The following is a 19,290-nucleotide window of genomic DNA, read 5'->3' on the forward strand; positions in this document are numbered from 1 at the left end:
GTCTTCNTATCCCGCCCCGATCATCATGATCCGGAACCGGATGATGTCGCACAGGCTATGCTGAACTTTCGCCGGGTCACGCGGATCGTGCAGGCAATCTGCGAGCCGCTGCGCCAGACCCGCCCTGCGCTCGATCTCGCGCAGCAGGGTTAGGCCGGCGTCGGAGCTCATGTCGGCGCCGTCAAACCCGAGCAGGACCGGCTTGCCATTGAGGGGTGACAGGCGGGGCGTGAAGCACGTAGATTGAGCCATGGCGGAGGTCGTCCTGCTGAAATCTGAATCTTTGGCGTCGATAACCAAAAAATACAGAGTTTCAGACGGTTACGCCACCTCCGCCGCCTTCTCGTGAATTATCCGGGCTAGCTGTCGATCCCGCTCAACGGTTCATCAGTTGTGCCGGAGCCGGACCCGCTGCCGCCCGCCAGGACGCATCCGTCGGGGTCATCGCCGGTCGGGGAAAAGGCGATGCATCTTTCGTACCGCGCCGAGACGAGATGGATCGTGTCCACAATCCGGTCCGGTAGAAAGACGCGAAAGTCCGGTTGATCGATGGTGTAAGCCTGCACCAGAAGCACGCGCTTCCCGATGTCAAAGCGCGGGATCCGGCCCTTGAGGAGGTCGAGCGCCCGATCGCTCATCGCCTTCTGGCCATCCGTCGCATAGCTCCAGGTGATCTGCAGGCCACCGTCGGCGTCGGGCACCCGCTCGATCTCGGTGAAGCGCATGTACGTCTCCTCCTCGGTGGAGAAGACCATCGTCTCGTAGATGTTCTCAAGGCCTTCGAGGTCGAAAGGCCGGACCACGTCGCGGCGGCGCGACAGGAGGTCGGCGACCGCATAGGTCGCCTTCGACATCGTGGCGTCCCGGCGGTAGCCGTCGAAATAGGAGAATCCCGCCATGAACAGAAAGCACAAGAGCGGCAGGACCAGAACCGCCTCGATCGACATGCTTCCGTCTTCGTTCGAGAGGAAGCGGGATGCAGGTACGACGCGCGGGGAGCAGGCGGAACTCTTCATCGTCATCTCCTCAATCGCTCTCGACGACGAAGAGGGACGACGACACCATCTGTATGTCGTTCGTCGCGCGCCGTTCGACCATGTGGGTGCCGAGCGACTGGATCCCCGCGATGGTGATCGGAATCGCGGGCTCGACGACATAGCAGGCTCGCAGAAAGACCATCTTGCCGGTGCGGTGGCCGGGAAAATCCGTCTCCGGGACGATCGACTCCTCCCGGTTTACACAAGGCGCACTGGAACCGGCGACGGCATAGGTCGCTTCGTCGATGATCGTCATCTCGACGACCAGGTTCAGGTCGCAATCGGGCAGGATGCGCGCCCGGTCGCAGATCGCGCGGCGCAGACTGCGTCGCGTGACTGTCGTCCTGTCGAGCCGGATCTCGCGGACGGCAAGGTCGATCGCGCGCTCCAGCATCACCTGCCGGGTCAGGAAGATCGACATCTCGAACGAGGAGACGAAGACCAGCAGAAAGATCGGCAGGATGATGACGAATTCGACGGTTGCTCCGCCGCGTTCGCCCTCACCACGTCCGAAGCGGGCGACGAGGCGGCGGAATGCCCGCCGCGAAACAGCCTTGCGCGTCATTGAACCAGCCGCAGGCGAGAGAACGAGGCAAGGATCCCGTCAAACGCGGTGCCGAGACCATCATCGCCGACATTGTAGTAGCGCGACGCATCCCCGTTGATCGGATTGTTCGGATCCACCCCCACGCAATCCAGCATCGCCCGCTGGCCACGCGGAGGCGCCATGAAGGCGATCGAATAGACTTCGATGCCCTTCCTGCGTGCCGCGGTGCAGATATCCCGAAGGTTTTCGTCGCCCGATCGCGCGGATTGGGTGATGATTATCGCCCGGTTCAGGGCGTTTCGACTTTCGTTGTCGAGGTCCCGGGCAATCTGGTCCAGCAGATAGGACCGGGTTGAATAGCGATGCGTCCCTTCGGTGGCGAGCGTGGCCCATACCTGCGGCCAGGTCAGGCGGAACGCTCCGTCGGCCGTCGGGTCCACATCGGGGCCGGATCGGGGGTTGGTGTTCAGACCGTACGGCTCGTCGTGCCAGCCATGGGCGTGACCATTGCTGTCTCCGGTGGAGCCTTTGCCGAAGAATTTCGCGTAGGTGCTGTAGTAGCGGTATTTGCCATTGTACGGCGATCTGACCGAATAGACGATATCGACCTCGTCGTTATTGTCATAATAGAAATTCCGGCACACGTTCTTCGAGCGGCAATACTCGCTCGTGAACCAGCCGTTGAAATTTCCGTTGGCGTCGGTGCCGCCGTTCTCGAAATTCGGGTGCGATGTGACTTGCGGATCTTCGGAGCCATGTTGCCGAACCTTGGGAAGCCTGTAGACCCATATGTCGGACGGGCCGTCCTTGTAGTCATCGTGAAGGTCGAACTGATTGTTGCTCTCGCCGTCGGTCATGACGATAAGGAGCTTGGTCGTGGACGTCTCGTCGTAATCGACGGGGCGGCCGACAAAGCTCGGATCGACCCGATGGGGCGGATCGATTGTCATGTCCGTCGCAAGCCGCTGCAGCTCGTCGCGGCTGGACGGGTCCAGAAGCGCTACACCCCATTTGACGCCATGGTCGATGGCGGTCGAATAATCCGCCTTGAGGTTGTCGATGGCCGCCAGCAGCGTCGCCTCGTCGTTCGACCACGGAATGATCGCCATGTCGTCGTTCGGCGGACAGGCCGATCGGTCGATGAGGCCTTCGGGATTGTCGAAGCTGTAGGTGCGATAGTCGAAGTATGCGCGACGGATGAGCCGGTAGCCGTCGGAATTGATTTCGTCGATGCCGGTCTCCCGGAAATCGTCGTCGCGATCGTCGAAAACGGCGCAGCGCGCGAAATCATGCTCCTCGCTCAGATCGAAGACACTGGCGAGGGTTTGGCCCATGTTGACCGTTTCGTTGTAGGGGATCAGCGAGACCGTCGTGAGCGTCTCGCTTCCCCGCAGCAGCTTGCTGACGAATGCCTTCGCCTCGCGGCGCAGGGTCTGAATCTTCGTTCCGCCCCCCCTCATCGGTTCCTCCATGGAGCGCGATATGTCGACGACGAGAGAGACCTCCAGCTTGCTGCGCCGCTCGAGCGCCGCGGTCGAGACCGGCTGGTAGAGTTCGTCGTAGTTCAGCATGCCAAGAAAAAGGTTCCGCGTCACGGCGGCGGTCTGGATCTCGATGTTGCGCTCGCGGACGCTCGTCGCCCGGTTGTTCACGGTTGCGATGTCGGGATCGAAGCCGGCGGCCTCGAGATGCTCCCTCACGATCAGTTCGGGGTCGCGCCTCTGGTCGAGATCGGCGGCGGCGAGCACGGCACCGTCCACGGCGACCTGAAGCTCCGCTCTCGCCCGCTCGTTGCGCATGATGTCGAGGGCGATGCCCGCGCTGACCAGCATCAGGATGAACATGAAAAGGCCGAGGATCGCCAGGCTCCCCTCCTCTTGCCTGGCGAAGGCCGAAAAGGCGGTGCGCGGCGCGCGAAGCGAAATCCGGTCGTTGCGGCAATCCATGGCAGTACCCAACCCTTGAAGGACGCAGGCACCCGTCGTGCGGAACCCGAGTCGTCCCCGAGGCTATCGGTGCAAAACCGGGTGTGTGACGGGCGGAAATGCGGAAACAAAGCGGCACAATCCGACGAATGCGCACAATCTGCGGATCATCGTGGTGCCGTTTCGCGTTCGGGCTGCTAGGCAGGTATGACGTCCCATTCCGGGACAAAGCCGAACCGGGAGAAAAACGAGATGACGGAAAACAGCAATCAGCCGGTGGCTGGCTTCAGTGCTTCGGTCAACGCGATGTACGACCGCGCGGTCGCGCTGATGGATCTGTCGCCGGGACTGGTGAAGAAGATCCGGGTCTGCAATGCCACCTACACCGTGCGTTTCGGTGTCCGTCTGCGCGGCGCGATCCACACATTCACCGGCTACCGCTCCGTCCACTCCGAGCACATGGAGCCGGTCAAGGGCGGCATCCGTTATTCCCTCGCCGTCCATCAGGACGAGGTCGAGGCGCTGGCCGCCCTGATGACCTACAAATGCGCGCTGGTTGAGGTGCCCTATGGCGGCTCCAAGGGCGGTCTGTGCATCGATCCCCGGGAGTGGGAGGCGCATGAGATGGAGCAGATCACCCGGCGCTTTGCCTACGAACTCATCAAGCGCGACATGATCAATCCGGCCCAGAACGTTCCCGCCCCCGACATGGGCACCGGAGAGCGCGAGATGGCCTGGATCCAGGACCAGTACCAGCGCATGAACACGACCGACATCAACGCGCGCGCCTGCGTCACGGGCAAGCCGCTCAATGCCGGCGGCATCGCCGGACGGGTCGAGGCCACGGGCCGCGGCGTGCAATACGGCCTGCGCGAATTCTTCCGCCACGAGGAGGACAAGAAGGCCGCCGGCCTCTCGGGCGACCTCGACGGCAAGCGGGTCATCGTCCAGGGGCTCGGCAATGTGGGCTTCCACGCCGCAAGCTTCCTGAGCCGTGAGGACGGCGCAAAGATCACCGCGATCATCGAGCGTGACGGTGCGATCTACTCCGAGGACGGGCTCGACGTCGACGCGGTGCACCTGCACATTCGCGAGACCGGCGGCGTGAAGGATTTTCCCGGCGCGACCTTTGAGCCCGAGGGCGCGAAGCTGCTGGAAGCGGAATGCGACATCCTCATCCCCGCCGCGCTGGAAGGCGTGATCCACGCGGGCAACGCCCCGCGCGTCCAGGCGCCGCTGATCATCGAGGCGGCGAACGGCCCCCTCACCTCCGAGGCCGATACCATTCTGCGCAAGAAGGGCTGCATCATCATCCCCGACATGTACGCCAATGCCGGCGGCGTTACGGTCAGCTACTTCGAATGGGTCAAGAACCTGTCCCACATCCGGTTCGGCCGGATGGAGCGCCGGGCCGAAGAGGCGCGGCACCAAACGCTGGTCGACGAACTCGAGCGACTGTCGAAGAACCAGCAGGTGGCCTGGACGCTGTCGGAGGATTTCAAGACGCGCTACCTGCGCGGCGACGGGGAGCTGGAGCTGGTGCGCTCCGGTCTCGACGACACGATGCGGACGGCCTACGGCGCGATGCGCGCGGTCTGGCATGCGCGCGACGATGTTCCGGACCTGCGGACCGCCGCGTTCATCGTCTCCATCAACCGGATCGCGGCCAGCTATCAAGCCAAGGGACTGTAAAGGCCGGGCGCAGCCTTAGCCAGATTTCCCGGGCGGTGGGACGGTCTCCGTCTCCGCCGCCTCCGCCGCCTCCGCCGCCTCCGGATTTTCGCCGAACCGCGTCAGCAGCGCATTCTCCAGCTCCTTGCTGAATTCGCGCGCGCGGGCGGCGTATTCGGGATTGTCGGCCACCGGAACGCCCGGCTTCCACAGCTTCGCCAGTTCCAGCATGGCGGCCCGGTCGTGGCGGTAGAACGCCTCCCGCGCTACGTGGGCATCGCCTTCGGACCATCCCAGCTGCTCCAGCACGTAGCGGCCGGCCCGCAGGCTGGAATCGAACAATTCGCGCACGATCTGGTCCGCCCCCGCGCGGTAGAGTTCATAGACGTGCACGCGGTCGTAGCCGCGAGCGATCACGTGAATGTCGGGGTTCGCCTGCTTGGCCATCCGCGTCAGGCGTACCGCATCCGCACGATCGTCCAGCGCCACGACGAGGACCTTCGCATGCGACAGGCCCGCCGCCTCCAGAAGCTCCGGGCGCGTCGGATCGCCCATATAGGTCTTGACCCCGAAGGTGCGCAGCAGGCGGATCGTCTCCAGATCACGGTCCAGCACGACCGCACGAAGACCCGCCCCCTGCAGCATCCGGTGCACGACCTGCCCGAACCGCCCGACCCCGGCGATGATCACCTCGCTCGCCTCGTCGATGTCGTCGTCGGGCTGTGATTCCTCGACCTTCGCAAGCGCCGACAGCCGCTCATAGGCGATGAAGAGCAGGGGCGTCAGCAGCATCGACAGGGCGATGGCGAGCAGCAGGAGTCCCTGCAATTCGCGCGTGAACACCCCGTCCTGCGACCCGACCGACACGAGGACGAACCCGAATTCGCCCGCCTGCGCAAGGCTCAGGGTGAAAAGGATCCGGTCACGCCCGCGCAGGCGCGCCATCACGGCCAGCCCGTAGAGGATCACCCCCTTCACGGCCATCAGGCTCGCGACGATCCCGATCACCAGGAACGGCGCGCCCATGAACGTGCCGAAGTCGATCCCCGCGCCCACGGTGATGAAGAACAGGCCCAGAAGGATGCCCTTGAACGGCTCGATATCCGCTTCGAGTTCGTGCCGGAACTCGGAATTGGCGAGCACCACGCCCGCGAGGAACGTGCCGAGCGCGGGCGACAGGCCCACGAGCGACATCAGCACCGCCACCCCGATCACGAAGAGCAGGGAGACCATCACGTTCATTTCGTGCAGGCGCGCGCGCGCCGCGAAGGTGAAGACAGGCCGGGTCAGGAAGTGCCCGCCCAGCATGACCACGGCCACGGCGCCGACGGTCGCCAATGCCGCGCCCCAGCCGGGAAGCTGGCCCACCCAGGTCGTGACCTCCTGCGCCATCCGCGCACCTTCGCCGCCGCCGATTGCGGGCGCCGCGCCGTGGACATCCCCGGAACCATGCGCGTCGTATGCCGCCGGCACGCCCACGGCGAGAAGCGGCATGATCGCCAGCATCGGGATGACGAGGATGTCCTGCGCCAGCAGCACCGAGAAGGCCGACCGCCCCCCGCGCGTCGCGGTCAGCGCCTTTTCCTGCAACGTCTGCATGACGATGGCCGTCGACGAGAGCGCGAAGACCATTCCGATGCCCACCGACACCTGCCAGGCGATGTCGAAGGTCAGCGCCGCCCCCGCCACGACCGCCCCGGTCAGGAAGACCTGCCCCATCCCCAGCCCCAGAAGACGCGTGCGCATGTCCCACAGCGCCCTCGGATCAAGCTCCAGCCCGATCAGGAACAGCATCATCACCACGCCGAATTCTGCGAAATGCTGCAAATCCGCAGTCTCGGACCCGACGAGGCCCGTGACCGGACCGATCAGGACGCCGGCCACCAGATAGCCCAGCACCGAGCCCAGCCCGAAGCGGACGGCGAGCGGCACGCAGATCGTCGCGGCAAGCAGGTAGATCGCGGCTTGAAAGAGGAAGGATTCCATCATCCGATCCTAGGGGAGGGCGCCTCAGACTGGAAGCGGGCCATCGCGCTTGGGCTGGTCCATGACGATCTGGCTCTGGACGCGCGCGACAGCTTCGTGAGGCAGCAAAACGCGGTGGACGAGGTCGTTCAGCGCTCCGAGATCGGTGCACCACACCCGCAGCAGGTAATCGGCCTCTCCGGTGAGCGTCCAGACCGAAGCGACGCGTGGCTCGGCCTCGAGCAGGCGCAGGAACGCTTGGGCGCGGGCAGGGGCGTGGCTGGCCATCTGGACCTGCACGAAGGCCTGGACCGTCAGGCCGAGGCGAACCGGATCGGGACGGGCGACGATCGCGCGTATGATGCCATCAGCCTCCAGCCGCGCCCGCCGCCGCCCCGCCTGACTTGGCGACAGACCAAGCTCGCGGCCGAGCGCCTCGGCCGTCAGGCTCGCGTCGCGCTGGAGCATGCGGACGAGGGCGCGGTCGGTCTCGTCCATCTCCGCCTCGCGCGTTTCCCGCATGATGTGACCCTTCGGCAGCTTCCTCACGCAGAACTTACCGATATTCACGGTCAGAATGCGCAGAAACGATCCTGCCGGGGCGCTACATTGCCGTCAACACACAGATGACAGGAGATCGACATGGGTCCTTTCCCGCATGACGCCCCGCATTCCGAGATCAGCGAAGCGAATCCCGCCGGTACCGACGGATTCGAGTTCGTCGAGTTCGCGCATGAGAACCCTGACGAGTTGCGCGCGATCTTCACCCGCCAAGGTTACACGCACGTCGCCACCCACCGCACCCGCGCCGTCGAGGTCTGGCAGCAGGGCGACATCACCTATCTGATCAATGCCGAACCCGGCACGCACGGTATGGATTTCGTGGCCGAGCATGGCCCCTGCGCGCCTTCGATGGGCTGGCGCGTGGCGGATGCCGACCATGCTTTCCATCATGCCGTCGCCAAGGGGGCGGAGCCGTTCGAAGGGCCGGGCAAGGTCATCGATGTCCCCGCGATCCGCGGCATCGGCGGCAGCCTCATCTATTTCGTCGACCAGTATCGCGACCAGAGCCCCTATAACGCGGAGTTCGACTGGCACGCGAAGGCGAACCCGGAAGGCGTCGGGTTCTACTATCTCGACCACCTCACCCACAACGTCCATCGCGGCAACATGGATGTCTGGTTCAACTTCTACGGCGACCTGTTCAACTTCCGCGAGATCCGGTTCTTCGACATCCAGGGCAAGCATTCGGGCCTCTTTTCCCGCGCGCTGACATCGCCCTGCGGGCGCATCCGGATCCCGATCAACGAGGATCGGGGCGAGACCGGGCAGATCGTGGAGTATCTGGAGCGCTACAAGGGCGAGGGCATCCAGCACATCGCCGTCGGCGCCAAGAACATCTACGAGTCCGTTGATGCGATCGCAGAGAATGGCGTGAAGTTCATGCCCAAGCCGCCGTCGAGCTACTACGAGTTAAGCCGCGACCGCGTCACCGGCCACGAAGAGCCGCTCGACCGGATGGAAAGGCACGGCATCCTGATCGATGGCGAAGGCGTCGTCGGAGGCGGCGAGACGCGGATCCTTCTGCAGATCTTCTCCAAGACCTGCATCGGTCCGATCTTCTTCGAGTTCATCGAGCGCAAGGGCGATGACGGCTTTGGCGAAGGCAACTTCAAGGCGCTGTTCGAGGCGATCGAGCAGGACCAGATCGACCGGGGCGTGCTCAAATCCGCATGATCCCTTCGGGGCCGCGCGGGTTGTCCGCGTGGCCCGCCGCTGCCGCATCTTTACAAGCTCATGCGGGCGATGTTTCGTTAGCCCCGACGGACTGGGGGGCGGCATGAAACGATCCGAAATCAACGATATCATCGCTTCGGCGGACACGTTCATCCGGTCTTTCGGGTGGGTTCTTCCTCCCTTCGCCGACTGGACCCCGGATCAGATGCGGGCGCGCGGCGACGAGATCGCGGGGATCCGCGACGCCCGGCTGGGCTGGGACATCACCGATTACGGGCAGGGGCGGTTCGACGAGATGGGTCTCGTCCTGTTCACGGCGCGAAACGGGCGCCAGGCCGATCTCAAGCGCGGCGGCGGCATGTGCTATGCCGAAAAGATCATGATCTCGCGGCGCGATCAGCTTAGCCCGATGCACCGGCACTGGCTCAAAGCTGAGGACATCATCAATCGCGGGGGCGCGACGCTGGCGATCGAGTTGTTCGGCTCCGCGCCGGACGGGGTCTTCGACGGCAATGCCGGTGGCACGGTGCTCTGCGACGGCGTGCCCCGCGACTTCGCCCCGGGTGAGGTGCTGCGCCTTGCGCCGGGAGAGAGCGTCACGCTGATGCCCGGCGACTGGCACGCCTTCTGGGGCGAGGGGGGCGACGTCCTGATCGGCGAGGTCAGTACCGTCAACGACGACGAGACCGACAACTGGTTCCGCGAACCCTTGGGCCGGTTTGCCGAGGTCGAGGAGGACACGCCACCGGCACGCCTCCTGGTCTCCGATTACACCTCCCGGTTGCAGCAGCCTGCCTGATTCCCGTTTCGCGTTTTTTTGGCGGAACATTCGTGGCGGCGGGTTGTTGAGACCCCAAGCCAGCCACGGAGAACGCGATGTCGACCGCACCGACCGTAAGGACCGGATCACATTATGTGATTCGTTCCCACGCGCTCTTCTGCAGGGTTGCGCTTCGTCACTGTGAGATAGGCCTTCGGGCCTGACCTCCTCCGGATGCTTCCCGGTGGTTGTGCGGTGCGGGGAGTATTCGTCTGAGCGGCACCCCGGTCCTTGAAAGGCCGGGGTGACTGCTGTTCAGGGGTTTCGTTTTTTGCGGTCCCTCCGTAACGGCCGGTCCGCCCGCCGGTGTGACAGCACGGGCCGAGCAGCCCGCGCGCCCGTCAGTCCAGTCTCGGCAGCAGCGCATCCAGCGACGCTTTTGCATCGCCATAGAACATCCGCGTGTTCTCCTTGTAGAACAGCGGGTTCTCGATGCCGGAATAACCCGTTCCCTGACCGCGCTTCGACACGAAGACCTGCTTGGCGCGCCACACCTCAAGCACCGGCATCCCCGCGATGGGAGAGTTCGGGTCGTCCTGCGCCGCGGGATTCACGATGTCGTTGGATCCGATGACGATCACGACATCCGTATCGGGAAAATCCTCGTTGATCTCGTCCATCTCGAGCACGATGTCGTAGGGCACCTTGGCCTCGGCCAGCAGGACGTTCATGTGGCCCGGCAGACGCCCGGCGACCGGGTGGATGGCAAAGCGCACCTTCTTGCCCTTCGCGCGCAGCTTGCGGACGAGGTCCGATACCGCACCCTGCGCCTGCGCCACGGCCATGCCGTAGCCGGGCACGATGATGACGCTGTCCGCCTCGTTCAGGGCGTTGGCCACGCCTTCGGCCTCGATGGCAACCTGTTCGCCCTCGACCTCCATGGCGGGGCCGGACGTGCCGCCCCATCCGCCGAGGATGACGTTGACGAACTTCCGGTTCATCGCCCGGCACATGATGTAGCTCAGGATCGCGCCCGACGACCCGACCAGCGCGCCGGTGACGATCAGCAGGTCGTTGCCGAGGGTGAAGCCGATCGCCGCGGCCGCCCAGCCCGAATAGGAGTTCAGCATCGAGACCACGACCGGCATGTCCGCGCCCCCGATCCCCATGATCAGGTGCCAGCCGATGAAGCCCGCGATCAGCGCCACGAGCACCATTGTCCAGATGCCCGCCCCGCCCCAGTAGAGCAGCCCGAGGATCACGCAGAGCGCCAGCGCGGCGGCGTTCAGCATGTGCCCGCCGGGAAGCTGGTTCGGCTTTCCGTCGACGCGGCCCGCCAGCTTGCCGAAGGCGATGACGGAGCCGGTGAAGGTCACCGCGCCGATGAAGATGCCGAGAAAGACCTCGACCTTCAGGATGGCAATCTCCACGGCGTCCTTGACGAAGAGCCGCTCACCGAACCCGGTCAGCGTGCCTTCCGGCACCACCGCGATCGTGCCGCCGAAGGACTCCCGGAGCGCCAGCACCTCGTTCAGCATGATTTCCGCGTTCAGGCCGATGAATACCGCCGCGAGGCCCACAAACGAATGCAGAGCCGCCACGAGTTGCGGCATCTCGGTCATCTGCACCCGGCCCGCCACATACCAGCCGACGACCCCGCCCGCGATGAGAGCCAGCAGGATGAGCCAGATGTTGTAGACACCCGGCCCGAAGACCGTTGCGATGACGGCCAGCGCCATCCCCGCGATGCCGTACCAGATCGCGCGCTTGGCGCTCTCCTGGTTCGACAGCCCGCCGAGCGACAGGATGAACAGGATCGAGGCGACGACGTAGGCCGCGTTGGTCAGTCCGAGTGAGAACATGGGAGCGCCGCCTTCAGGATTTTTGGAACATGGCGAGCATCCGCCGCGTGACGAGGAACCCGCCCACGATGTTGACGCTCGCGATCAGGACAGCGACGAGACTGAGCAGCACCACGAGCCAGTTGCCCGACCCGATCTGCAGAAGCGCGCCGAGGATAATGATCCCCGAGATCGCGTTCGTCACCGCCATGAGCGGCGTGTGCAGGGCGTGGCTGACGCCCCAGATCACCTGGAAGCCGACGAAACAGGCCAGCGTGAAGACGATGAAATGCTGCATGAAGCTAGCCGGCGCGACCAGCCCGACCAGCAGAAGCAGCACCGCACCCACGCTCAGCATCGTGATCTGGCTGCGGGTCTGGGCACGGAACGCGGTGATCTCGGCGGCGCGCTTCTCCTCGGGAGTGGGCACGACGACCTTCTCGCGGGGCTTGGCCGCGATTGCCGCCACCTTGGGCGGCGGCGGCGGCCACGTAACGTCGCCGCCATGCGCGATGGTGGCGCCGCGGATCACGTCGTCCTCCATGTCGTGCACGATCTTGCCGTCCTTGTCCGGCGTCAGATCGGTGATCATGTGGCGGATGTTGTTGGCGTAGAGGATCGAGGCCTGCGTCGACATCCGGCTCGGGAAGTCGGTGTAGCCGACGATGGTCACGCCGTTTTCCGTCGTGATCTTCTTGTCCCGCTCGGTCAGTTCGCAATTCCCGCCCCGTTCCGCGGCAAGGTCGACGATGACCGATCCGGGCCGCATCGCCTCGACCATGTCGCGCGTCCACAGGACAGGCGCGTCGCGGTTGGGGATCAGCGCCGTGGTGATGACGATGTCCATCTCCGGGGCCAGTTCGCGGAACTTGGCAAGCTGCTTTTCCCGGAAGGCCGGACTGCTGGGCGGGGCATAGCCGCCGGTTTCGGCGCCGTCGGGCAACTCGTCATCGGAGAATTCGAGGAACACGAACTCCGCACCCATCGACTCGATCTGCTCGGCCACTTCGGGGCGCACATCGAAGGCGTAGGTGATCGCGCCCAGCGACGTCGCCGTCCCGATCGCGGCCAGTCCCGCCACGCCCGCGCCCACGACCAGAACCTTTGCGGGCGGCACCTTGCCGGCGGCCGTCACCTGACCGGTGAAGAAGCGGCCGAAATTGTTGCCCGCCTCGATTACCGCGCGATATCCCGCGATATTGGCCATTGAGGACAGCGCGTCCATCTTCTGCGCCCGGCTGATGCGGGGGACCATGTCCATGGCGATGACCGACGCGCCCGTCTTCGCGGCGGTCTCCATCAGCGCCGCGTTGGAGGACGGATAGAAGAACGAGATCAGCGTCTGCGACGGCTTCAGCCGCTCGGCCTCGGCCTGCTTCGGGGGGCGGACCTTGACGATCATGTCCACCGCATCGAGGAGCGCCGTGTCCGTCTCGCTCACCTCCACGCCCGCCGCACGGTAGGCGTCGTCGGTAAAGCCCGCGGCCACGCCCGCGCCCGCCTCGACGAAGACGTCATGGCCCAGCTTCTGCAGGTAGCCCGCAGATTCAGGCGTGATCGCCACGCGGGCCTCGCCCGTCTCCACCTCTTTCGGGGCGCCGATCCTCATTGCATGTCCCTTCGCCTGGCCACTAACTGCCGGACAACTTGGCTTGCGAAAGTTCGGTTTTGCAAGCGGGAAGGGAGTGATGGACATGGATTGGGATGCAATGCGGTCACGGTTTCACCTGCCCGAGGGCCTGATCTACCTCGATGGCAACTCGCTGGGCCCCCTGCCTGCGGGCACGTCGGAGCGGGTCCGGCGCGTGATCGAGGAGGAGTGGGGCGACCTGTTGATCCGTGGCTGGAACGACGGCGCGGACGGTGCGGGGTGGATGGATTGGTCGGCGCGGCTGGGCGACCGGATCGGACGGCTGATTGGCGCGCCCGCAGGGTCCGTCTCCGTCGGCGACACGCTGTCGATCAAGGTGCATCAGGCGCTCTCCGCGGCGCTTCAGATGCGGCCGGACCGGCGCGTGATCCTGTCCGACGAGGGCAATTTCCCGTCCGATCTCTACATGGCCGAGGGGTTGATCGCATCGCTCGACCGGGGCCACGAACTGCGTGTCGTGCCGCCCGACGCGGTCGCGGACGCGATCGACGACGATGTGGCCGTCGTGATGCTGACCCAGGTGGATTACCGCACCGGCAGGATGCACGACATGGCGGACCTGACGGCGCGCGCGCACGCGGCGGGGGCGCTGGCGGTCTGGGATCTCGCCCATTCCGCCGGCGCGCACGAGGTCGACGTGACCGCCGCCGGGGCCGACTTCGCCGTGGGCTGCACCTATAAATACCTCAATGCCGGCCCCGGCGCGCCCGCCTTCATCCATGTCCGGCCCGACCTGATCGATGCGGTGCGCCCCGCGCTGTCGGGCTGGCTCGGCCATGCGGCGCCCTTCGCCTTCGAGCAGGATTACCGCCCCGGAGAGGGCATCGCCCGGATGCGCGTCGGCACGCCGCCGGTCCTGCAACTGGCGGCGCTGGAGGCGGCGCTCGACATCTGGGACGAGGTGGACATGGCTGCCCTGCGCGCCCGGTCGCTGGAACTGTCGGAGCGTTTCGCCAAAGCCGTCGCCGCCCGGTGCCCCGACCTGACGCCCGCCCTGCCGTCGGACGTGCCGCGCGGCTCGCAGGTCTCGTTTCGCCACCCGAAAGGCTACGCGATCGTGCAGGCCCTGATCGCGCGCGGCGTGATCGGCGACTTCCGGGCCCCGGACATCCTGCGCTTCGGTCTGACGCCGCTCTATCTCGGAGAGGCCGAGGTGGACGCGGCGGTGGAGCATCTGGCCGCCGTGCTGGAGCGGCGCGAATGGGACGACCCGCGCTTTCGCGCCCGCCGCGGCGTGACGTAAGCCCCCACTTTCCTTTCGCGTGAAATCAAAGGCTTGATTCGCAATTACCCACGGGTAATCGTCACTCCATCCGGATCAGGCTGCCCGCCCCGTGGCTGGTGAACAGCTCCAGCAGGACCGCGTTCGGCACCCGCCCGTCGAGGATGACCACCGCGCGCACCCCCGCCTCCAGCGCGTCGAGCGCGGTCTCGGTCTTGGGGATCATGCCGCCCGCGATCACGCCCGCGGCGGTCATTTCCCGCACGCGCGCGGCGGTCAGCGCCGTCACGACCTCGCCCGACTGGTCCTTTACCCCGGACACATCGGTCAGCAGAAGCAGACGGTCCGCCTTGAGCGCGGCCGCAATCGCGCCCGCCGCCGTGTCGCCGTTGATGTTGTAGGTCTCGTCCTGCTCTCCGGTGCCGATCGGCGCGATCACGGGGATCATTTCGTCGCGGAACAGCGAATTGAGCAGCCGCGGGTCGACCTCCGTCGGCGTTCCGACAAAGCCCAGTTCCGGATCGGTCTGCCGGCAGGTGATCATGTCGGCATCCTTGCCCGTCAGCCCGACCGCGCGCCCCCCGGCGGTGTTGATAGCCTGCACGATCCGCTTGTTGACCTCACCGGCCAGCACCATCTCGACCACGCGCATCGTGTCCGCATCGGTCACGCGCTTGCCGCGCACGAATTGCGACTCCACCCCCAGCCGCGCCAGCAATTCGTTGATCATCGGGCCGCCGCCATGGACGATGACGGGGTTGATCCCCACCGTCCGCATCAGCACCACGTCACGCGCGAAACTAGCCATTCCGTCATCGGAGCCCATGGCGTGGCCGCCCAATTTTATCACCACCACCGCGTCGTCGTAGCGGGTCAGGTAGGGGAGCGCCTCGTTGAGCGTTCGGGCGATGGCGGCGTTGTCACGGGTCATGTCGTCTCGGATCTGCATCGGGTTTCCCGGTTTGTGGCGCGATCACGCGATGGCGGCAATCTCGGATCGCAGGGTTGCGATGCCCCAACCCTTTTCGGCGCTCGTCACGATCAGCGTCGGATAGGCGGCCGGATGGCGGGCCAGCACCGCGCGTGTGCGGTCGATGGCACGGTCGCGCTCCGCGTCCTTCACCTTGTCCGCCTTCGTCAGAACCGCCTGGAACGGCACCGCCGACCGGTCGAGCAGGGTCATGATCTCCTCGTCCACATCCTTGGGGCCGTGCCGCGAATCGATCAGCACGAAGGCCCGCCGCAGGCTCGCCCGCCCCGACAGATAGGCCTTGAGAAGCGCCTGCCATTTGGCCACCACCGGCACCGGCGCATTGGCGAAGCCATAGCCCGGCAGGTCCACGAGGTAATGGCTGGCCGAGAGGGTGAAGAAGTTGATCTCCTGCGTGCGGCCCGGCGTGTTCGACGCCCGCGCCAGCGCGCGCCGCCCGGTCAGTGCGTTGATCAGGCTGGACTTGCCAACATTCGAGCGCCCGGCGAAACAGACTTCCACCCGGTCGGCGGGCGGCATCCCGTCCATCGCGACGACGCCCTTGAGGAACTCCGGCTCCGACACGAAGAGCCGGCGGCCGGCCTCCGCCGCCTCGGGGTCCGGCTCTTCGGCCAGCGGAAAGGGCAGGGTGCTCATGTTGCAGCCTCCAGAGCGGCGATGTCCGCGCCGCGGATTGCGTCGATGTTGCGCGTGATGCGCGCCGTGCTCCAGTCCCACCACGCCACGTCGAGCAGGCGCGCGATGATGTCCGCATCGAACCGCCGCCGCAATTCCCGCGCCGGGTTGCCCGCGACGATGGCATAGGGCGCGACATCCTTGGTCACAACGGCCATGGCCGCCACGACGGCGCCCGCGCCGATCTTCACGCCCGGCAGGATCGTGGCGCGGTCGCCGATCCAGACATCCGGGCCGATCTCGGTGTCGCCCCTGCGCACCGCCGCCCAGTCCTCCGGATCGAAGCCCGCCTCCCATCCGTGGCCGAAGATGTTGAACGGATAGGTCGAGAGGCCGTCCATCACGTGGCCGCCCCCGTCCATCATGATCGTCACGCCATAGGCGATCGCGCAGAACGGCCCGATCGTCAGATGATCGCCGACGAAATCGTGGTGGTGGATCACGTTGCGGTCGAAGAAATCGCGCGTGCGGTCCCGGTCGTCGTAATAGGCGTATCGCCCCACCGTCACATTCGTCCGCCCCCGGGCCAGCGCGCGCAGGAAGACGAGGCCGTCATAGGACGGCATCGGCGTGAGGACATCCGGGTCGGGGCCGTTCATCGCAGCACCAGCGCATCGCCCCGCGCGACATGGCCGGGTGCCGTGCAGGTCAGGTAGACGCCAAAGTCGCGATGGCCCCAACCGGCCTCCAACGCGCCGAGCGTGTCGGCATCGACGTGGCCCGTCTCCGGATCGGTCATCGTCGCGCGGCAGCGCGTGATCCGCTCCTCGGCGCGGAACGTGGCAGTGCCGATAGTCATTTCCCGACCGATCCAGTCGAACTCCGCCCAAGGCTCCGCGCCGTCGATCCAGAGATTGCCGCGGAAGCGGTCGCGCGACAGGGACCGGCCGATCCGCGTCTCCAGTGCGGTGAGCGACGCGATGGAGTGCAGCGAGATCGAGGCGAACGGCGAGTCGGTATAGCCGCGGCCTCGCGCGCGCACGATATGGCTGGGGCGCGCACGGCTCGGGTCGCTGAGCGGCGCGATCCAGTCGAGGAAGGGTCGGTTGTCCTCGTCCGGGTCGAAAATCAGGTCGGGCCGGTCCGGATGCGAGAGGATGACATGGTCGCCGGCCATGCGCGCGGTAACCGCCATCAGCGCCGGCGTCTTGGCCCCGCGATTGAAGTTGGCGCAGGGCGCCCAGTCGCCCGCCTGCTCCGTCGGACCCATCCGCGCCGCTTCGTGCACGACGGCCCATTCCCGATCAAGGGGGATCGTGGCGCCGGCCGCGATGTCGAACGCGGCCAGCGCCTCGCGGCCATGGGCCTTGATCGGATGGCGCCAGATCGCGTCGACGCGCATCACTTGCCCTTCTTGGCGGGCGCCTTCGCGTCATTTGCCGCGGCGGGCTTGCGCTTGAAGCTCGACCGGATGTTGCCGAACAGGTCGGGCTTGGAGCCGTGCGACCGCATGATGGCATACTGCTGGATGAAGGTGATCGTGTTGTTGGCGATCCAGTAGACGACCAGACCGCTGGCGAAACCGCCCAGCATGAACATGAAGACCCAGGGCATCCAGGCGAAGATCATCGCCTGCGTCGGGTCGGTGGGGGCGGGATTGAGCTTTTGCTGCAACCACATCGACACACCGAGAAGGATCGGCAGGATGCCGATGAAGACGAGCGCGATGATCGTGCCCGGTTCCGGCGCCGCGAAGGGCAGCAGGCCGAACAGGTTCAGGATCGAGGTCGGATCCGGCGCGCTGAGATCCCGGAACGGGCCGAAGAACGGCGCATGACGCAATTCCAGCGTGACGAAGATCACCTTGTAGAGGCTGAAGAAGATCGGAATCTGCAACAGGATCGGCAGGCAGCCCGCGGCCGGATTCACCTTGTTGGTCTTGTAAAGCTCCATCATGCCCTGCTGGAGCTTCTGGCGGTCGTCGCCCGCCCGCTCCTTGAGCTTCTCCATCTCGGGCTGCAGCTCCTTCATGCGCGCCATGGAGACGTAGGATTTATAGGCCAGGGGCAGCAGGATCGCCTTGATGCCGAGCGTCAGGACGATGATCGCCACGCCCATGTTGCCGATCAGGCCGTTGAGGAAATGCAGCGCGGCGAAGATCGGCTTGGTGAGGAAATAGAACCAGCCCCAGTCGATGGAATCGACGAAGCCGTCGATCCCGAGACCGTTCTGGTATTCGCGGATCGTCTCCCATTCCTTCGCGCCGGCGAAGAGCAGGCTCTCGGACGTGGCGGTCGCGCCGGCAGGCACCTCGAGCACCGGCATGCGGGTCTGTGTCTGGAAGATATCGCTCTGGTCGGAATATTTCACGACCTCGGTGAAGGGCTGGCCCGCGGGCGGGATCAGCGTGGTCATCCAGTACTTGTCCGTGAAGCCGATCCAGCCGTCCTGCGTCCCCTCGATCAACTGCACGCGACCCTGCTCGCGCGGGTCGACCTCGAACTCGGTCATGTCGTCGTAGTCGATCTCCGATAACTTACCGTCGGTGCGCGCGACGACGCCCTCGTGGAGGATGAAGAAATTGACCGTGTCGGGTTCGCCCTGACGCGCGACGACGCCGTAGGGGGCGAGGCGCACGGGCGTGTCGCTCAGGTTTTCCACCGATTGCGTAACGGAAAACATGTAGTCGTCGTCGACCGCGATCGTGCGGCGGAAGATGAGCCCCGCATCGTTGTTCCAAGTCAGGGTCAGCGGAGTCTCGGGCGTCAAAATCGCGCCTTCGGGAGCGGTCCACTCGGTCTGGGGCGTCGGAACCGCCTCGAACGGCAGGTCGCCCGCGGGGGACCAGCCGTGGAGCGCGTAATAGGCCTGCGGGCCGCCTGCGGGTGTCAGAAGCGTGACGATGGGGGAATCGTCCTCCAGCGTCTCGCGGTAATCCTTGAGCGAGATGTCGTCGATCCGCCCGCCGGTCAGGGAAATGGATCCGATGAGGCGCGGCGTTTCGACCGGCACGCGGGCAGAGGCGGCGATGGCGGCGGCGCGGCTCTCCTCGGGCGAGACGACGACGGTGCCCGGCACGGCCGCGGTGCCCTCTCCGGCGGCCGGAGGCCGGACCACGGCCCCCGGCGGTGTCGGCGAGTCGAGCCCGTCGGAGGTGGCCGTCTCGGGGAGGGCGGGGGAGCGTTCCTCTGGCGGGAACAGGACGAACCAGACCAGAAGGACCGCCGCGCTGAGCACGGTGGCGAGGATGAGGTTCTTGTTCTGATCGTCCATGTCGGGCCTGGCTTCGCTCGTTCGAGGGTGCGTTCGGGGCGGCGGGCGCGGGCTG

17 protein-coding genes are annotated in these 19,290 nt (G+C 65.8%); 4 read left to right on the plus strand and 13 right to left on the minus strand.

All coding sequences use genetic code 11. The annotated features are described in order from the left end of the window. The 4 genes from JSE7799_RS17465 to JSE7799_RS17480 form a co-directional block, all read right to left on the minus strand. Positions 1 to 252, minus strand: a 252-nt coding sequence (locus JSE7799_RS17465; protein ID WP_186201997.1) for a transposase, incomplete at its 3' end; no start/stop codon positions are given. 107 nt (positions 253 to 359) lie between these two features. Continuing rightward, positions 360 to 1,016 (minus strand): TadE/TadG family type IV pilus assembly protein, encoded by a 657-nt coding sequence (locus JSE7799_RS17470; protein ID WP_144431785.1) that lies wholly within the window; start codon positions 1,014 to 1,016, stop codon positions 360 to 362. Positions 1,017 to 1,026: 10 nt separating this feature from the next. After that, positions 1,027 to 1,602, minus strand: a complete 576-nt coding sequence (locus JSE7799_RS17475) for a TadE/TadG family type IV pilus assembly protein (protein WP_055664754.1) — start codon at positions 1,600 to 1,602, stop codon at positions 1,027 to 1,029. Continuing rightward, positions 1,599 to 3,530 (minus strand): Tad domain-containing protein, encoded by a 1,932-nt coding sequence (locus JSE7799_RS17480; RefSeq protein WP_055664755.1) that lies wholly within the window; start codon positions 3,528 to 3,530, stop codon positions 1,599 to 1,601. The genes JSE7799_RS17475 and JSE7799_RS17480 overlap by 4 nt, the downstream gene beginning before the upstream one ends. 231 nt (positions 3,531 to 3,761) lie before the next feature. Between JSE7799_RS17480 and JSE7799_RS17485 the strand changes: the two genes are divergently transcribed. Further along, entirely contained in the window at positions 3,762 to 5,201 is a 1,440-nt protein-coding gene (locus JSE7799_RS17485) for a Glu/Leu/Phe/Val family dehydrogenase (RefSeq protein ID WP_055664756.1), read from the plus strand. 15 nt (positions 5,202 to 5,216) lie between these two features. On the opposite strand, the gene JSE7799_RS17490 is transcribed toward JSE7799_RS17485, so the two are convergent. Both JSE7799_RS17490 and JSE7799_RS17495 read right to left on the minus strand, forming a co-directional pair. After that, on the minus strand, positions 5,217 to 7,166 hold the full coding sequence (locus JSE7799_RS17490; protein WP_055664775.1) for a cation:proton antiporter domain-containing protein: 1,950 nt from the start codon (positions 7,164 to 7,166) through the stop codon (positions 5,217 to 5,219). 24 nt (positions 7,167 to 7,190) lie between these two features. Then, positions 7,191 to 7,667: an Lrp/AsnC family transcriptional regulator gene (locus JSE7799_RS17495; protein ID WP_083480666.1), complete on the minus strand. Its 477-nt coding sequence runs from the start codon at positions 7,665 to 7,667 to the stop codon at positions 7,191 to 7,193. Positions 7,668 to 7,787: 120 nt separating this feature from the next. Between JSE7799_RS17495 and hppD the strand changes: the two genes are divergently transcribed. Together hppD and JSE7799_RS17505 are read left to right on the plus strand one after the other, a co-directional pair. Beyond that, complete coding sequence (hppD, locus tag JSE7799_RS17500) at positions 7,788 to 8,882, plus strand: 4-hydroxyphenylpyruvate dioxygenase (protein WP_055664757.1); 1,095 nt, start codon at positions 7,788 to 7,790, stop codon at positions 8,880 to 8,882. Positions 8,883 to 8,985: 103 nt separating this feature from the next. Beyond that, positions 8,986 to 9,681 carry a D-lyxose/D-mannose family sugar isomerase gene (locus tag JSE7799_RS17505; protein WP_055664758.1) on the plus strand — a complete coding sequence of 232 codons (696 nt, stop codon included), beginning with the start codon at positions 8,986 to 8,988 and terminating at the stop codon, positions 9,679 to 9,681. 362 nt (positions 9,682 to 10,043) lie between these two features. Here JSE7799_RS17505 and JSE7799_RS17510 read toward each other — a convergent pair whose 3' ends face one another. Next, a complete protein-coding gene (locus JSE7799_RS17510; protein ID WP_055664759.1) occupies positions 10,044 to 11,504 on the minus strand; it encodes an NAD(P)(+) transhydrogenase (Re/Si-specific) subunit beta in 1,461 nt (486 codons plus the stop codon). Between the two features lie 13 nt (positions 11,505 to 11,517). Beyond that, complete coding sequence (locus JSE7799_RS17515; protein ID WP_055664760.1) at positions 11,518 to 13,092, minus strand: Re/Si-specific NAD(P)(+) transhydrogenase subunit alpha; 1,575 nt, start codon at positions 13,090 to 13,092, stop codon at positions 11,518 to 11,520. A gap of 79 nt (positions 13,093 to 13,171) precedes the next feature. Here JSE7799_RS17515 and kynU point away from each other — a divergent pair, with 79 nt between their 5' ends. Next, positions 13,172 to 14,377 (plus strand): kynureninase, encoded by a 1,206-nt coding sequence (gene kynU, locus JSE7799_RS17520; RefSeq protein ID WP_186201998.1) that lies wholly within the window; start codon positions 13,172 to 13,174, stop codon positions 14,375 to 14,377. 61 nt (positions 14,378 to 14,438) lie between these two features. Here the strand turns inward: kynU and argB are convergent, their stop codons facing one another. From argB to yidC, 5 genes are read right to left on the minus strand one after another with little or no spacing between them, the layout of a single operon-like run. Then, positions 14,439 to 15,287: an acetylglutamate kinase gene (gene argB, locus JSE7799_RS17525; RefSeq protein WP_370736666.1), complete on the minus strand. Its 849-nt coding sequence runs from the start codon at positions 15,285 to 15,287 to the stop codon at positions 14,439 to 14,441. A 42-nt stretch (positions 15,288 to 15,329) separates the two neighbouring features. Continuing rightward, positions 15,330 to 15,983: a ribosome biogenesis GTP-binding protein YihA/YsxC gene (gene yihA / locus JSE7799_RS17530; protein ID WP_055664762.1), complete on the minus strand. Its 654-nt coding sequence runs from the start codon at positions 15,981 to 15,983 to the stop codon at positions 15,330 to 15,332. Further along, complete coding sequence (locus tag JSE7799_RS22080) at positions 15,980 to 16,621, minus strand: CatB-related O-acetyltransferase (protein WP_055664763.1); 642 nt, start codon at positions 16,619 to 16,621, stop codon at positions 15,980 to 15,982. Before JSE7799_RS22080 ends, yihA begins: the two co-directional genes overlap by 4 nt. Beyond that, positions 16,618 to 17,364 (minus strand): MOSC domain-containing protein, encoded by a 747-nt coding sequence (locus tag JSE7799_RS17540; RefSeq protein ID WP_055664764.1) that lies wholly within the window; start codon positions 17,362 to 17,364, stop codon positions 16,618 to 16,620. Before JSE7799_RS17540 ends, JSE7799_RS22080 begins: the two co-directional genes overlap by 4 nt. Beyond that, entirely contained in the window at positions 17,364 to 19,235 is a 1,872-nt protein-coding gene (gene yidC / locus JSE7799_RS17545; RefSeq protein WP_055664765.1) for a membrane protein insertase YidC, read from the minus strand. Before yidC ends, JSE7799_RS17540 begins: the two co-directional genes overlap by 1 nt. Positions 19,236 to 19,290 lie beyond the last annotated feature (55 nt).

The organism is Jannaschia seosinensis (assembly GCF_001408515.1).
Lineage (GTDB): Bacteria > Pseudomonadota > Alphaproteobacteria > Rhodobacterales > Rhodobacteraceae > Jannaschia > Jannaschia seosinensis.